We start from the raw sequence: 2,419 nt of genomic DNA on the forward strand, positions 1-2,419 counted from the left end.
TATATTAGGAAATCGTAATTCGTGTTTGTTTGATGCGCAATTGACTTCAGTTATTGACAAAATGGTGAAGGTTGTAGGATGGTATGATAATGAAATTGGGTATTCGTCTAGAATAATTGACTTGATTTTATTTACTTCGAAAGGAGCTTAACCACAAAGAACACTAAGAAAGCACTAAGCTCTCTAAGTTTTATTTTACCGCTAAGACGCAAAGTCGCTAGTAATTTTACTGTTACGACACGGAGTTTAAACACAAAGAGCACAAAGGAGGCACGAAGGGCACAAAGTTTTCTTTAATTTCTCGAATCTGTGTACTTTTTTTATTAAAAACTTGACACGAAATCTAAAATCAGCTTTCCAAATAGCATTTCATTTCCTAATAATTGACTTTTTATCGGCAAGTAATACAGTTGATTTTTCAATACACTATCTTTCAAACGTACATAATCTTTTTCGGTGGTGATGATGATTTTGCCATTGGCTTTTGCCTGAATTTCTTCTAAATCTTTGTTTGAAAAATGATGGTGATCTGGATAGGTTAAGCAAAGGTCATTTTCGTTTTTTAAATAATCAAAAAACGGTTTTGGTTTCGCAATTCCAGCTAAAAGGACTTTTTCTATGTTTAAAATTTCAGCAACAGCTAATGTTCCTTTTTCAGAATAAACCGTTTCATCATAGGCAATCGAACTAAAAAACAAAGTTTGATTTGAATTTAGTTTTAGTTTATTTGTGATTTCTTTTTGTTCTTTGATTGAAAGGTTTGTAGGGCATTTGGTTACTACAACAATTTTAGCCCTTGTAGCTCCACTTCGTAATTCTCGCAAATTCCCTATAGGTAACATATAATCATCCGCATATAAATCACCATACGCAGTAAGTAAGACATATAAGCCAGCTTTTACTTTACGGTGCTGGTAGGCATCATCCAGCAGAATCACTTCTGGTTTTGTTTTCGTAAGTAATTGTTGGATTCCATTGGTACGATTAGCATCAACGGCAACTTGGATTTTTGGAAATTTTTGATGGTATTGAAAAGGTTCATCTCCTAATGTGAGTGCATTATCATTGGCTCCAGCCAAAACAAAACCTTCCGACTGTCGTTTGTATCCTCGGCTTAAAGTGGCAACTTTATATTTGCTGGATAGCATTCGAACTAAATATTCTATTTGGGGTGTTTTTCCTGTTCCGCCAACACTTAAATTCCCTACAGCAATTACGGGTAAGTCAAATTTGGTGGATTTTAAAATTCCTTGATCAAAAAAGAAATTACGAATTGTCGTAATTAAACCATATATAATGGCGAAAGGAAACAAAAGTTTTCGGAGGATGTTCATAGGTTATTTATCAGAATAATTCCCCATAGCAGAAACAACATATACGGTTACAATATCCTGCTCTACATGATAAATCAATCTGTCTTTTTTATTAATTTTTCTTGACCAAAAACCTGTAAGTGTATATTTTAATGCTACAGGTTTACCGAAACCTTCAAAAGGATTTTCTGAAAGTTCAACTAATATTTTTTCAATATTCTTGATACTTTTTTTATCTCCTGATTTGTAATGAAGTTTCAAGTGCTTTTCAGCAATTTCTTTTATTCAATCCTAAACTTCCCCATACATCATTTGGATTTACCTCTATGTTTTTCTTGCTTTTAGCTGATTTCAAAACCATTTCTACAAACTCGGGATTATATGGGCTTTTTTTTTTTAGACTTTCAGTATCATTTTCAATAATTTCGATTCCTTTTACTCCTTTAAAAAAAGATTCAGACATGGCTAAAAAGGCTTTACCAGCTTTGCTATGTTCGTTGATTTTTATAGTTATCGTTGTCATGAGAATTGGATTTTATTTACAAAGATACAAAAACCTATTGAAGATTAGAGCAGACACTGTTTTGGTGTTTTATTTATAAAATTGTCATTTTGAAAGTAGAATCCGTTATCTTTGATGTTGGATTTTTTGTTTTTTTTGAAACGAAATTAAGAAAACAAAACGTTCAATTTAGCCCCGATAGGAGCGGTATCCTTTGCTTTTTTCTTTAAAAAAGCAAAGATATAGCGGATAGCGGGACAGATTACCTGGAGAAGAAGATTTTTTATGCTCCTATAAATCAATAACTTAAATACTCATCCCTTTTGAAAATAAAAGAAATCCTTACTGTACTTGAAGAAATGGCTCCTTTGGGCTATGCTGAAGATTTTGACAACGTAGGTTTATTAGTAGGCAATCAAGAAGATGAAGCTACGGGTGTTCTTGTTTGTCATGATGCACTCGAAAATGTAATTGAAGAAGCTATTACTAAAAACTGCAATTTGGTTGTATGTTTTCATCCGATACTTTTTGCAGGCATTAAAAAAATTACGGGCAAAAATTATGTAGAGCGATCTATTTTAAAAGCAATCAAAAACGATATTGC

General features: G+C 32.6%; 4 protein-coding genes and 1 pseudogene. 2 read left to right on the plus strand and 3 right to left on the minus strand.

Annotation, left to right across the window (positions count from 1 at the left end; translation table 11 throughout):
- Positions 1 to 151 (plus strand): annotated as a pseudogene (locus WBQ70_RS02540) (type I glyceraldehyde-3-phosphate dehydrogenase); the annotation flags it as partial.
- A 172-nt stretch (positions 152 to 323) separates the two neighbouring features.
- On the opposite strand, the gene lpxK reads toward WBQ70_RS02540, so the two are convergent.
- Genes lpxK through WBQ70_RS02555 form a run of 3 tightly spaced genes read right to left on the minus strand, consistent with a single transcriptional unit; the run spans position 324 to position 1,836 of the window.
- Positions 324 to 1,334 (minus strand): tetraacyldisaccharide 4'-kinase, encoded by a 1,011-nt coding sequence (lpxK, locus tag WBQ70_RS02545; protein ID WP_423910121.1) that lies wholly within the window; start codon positions 1,332 to 1,334, stop codon positions 324 to 326.
- Positions 1,335 to 1,337: 3 nt separating this feature from the next.
- Complete coding sequence (locus WBQ70_RS02550) at positions 1,338 to 1,574, minus strand: Txe/YoeB family addiction module toxin (RefSeq protein WP_423910124.1); 237 nt, start codon at positions 1,572 to 1,574, stop codon at positions 1,338 to 1,340.
- A gap of 7 nt (positions 1,575 to 1,581) precedes the next feature.
- A complete protein-coding gene (locus WBQ70_RS02555) occupies positions 1,582 to 1,836 on the minus strand; it encodes a DUF2683 family protein (protein ID WP_423910127.1) in 255 nt (84 codons plus the stop codon).
- A 302-nt stretch (positions 1,837 to 2,138) separates the two neighbouring features.
- Between WBQ70_RS02555 and WBQ70_RS02560 the strand changes: the two genes are divergently transcribed.
- A partial coding sequence (locus tag WBQ70_RS02560; protein WP_423910129.1) for a Nif3-like dinuclear metal center hexameric protein occupies positions 2,139 to 2,419 on the plus strand: 281 nt, incomplete at its 3' end.

It is taken from the genome of Flavobacterium sp. (assembly GCF_049590715.1).
Lineage (GTDB): Bacteria > Bacteroidota > Bacteroidia > Flavobacteriales > Flavobacteriaceae > Flavobacterium.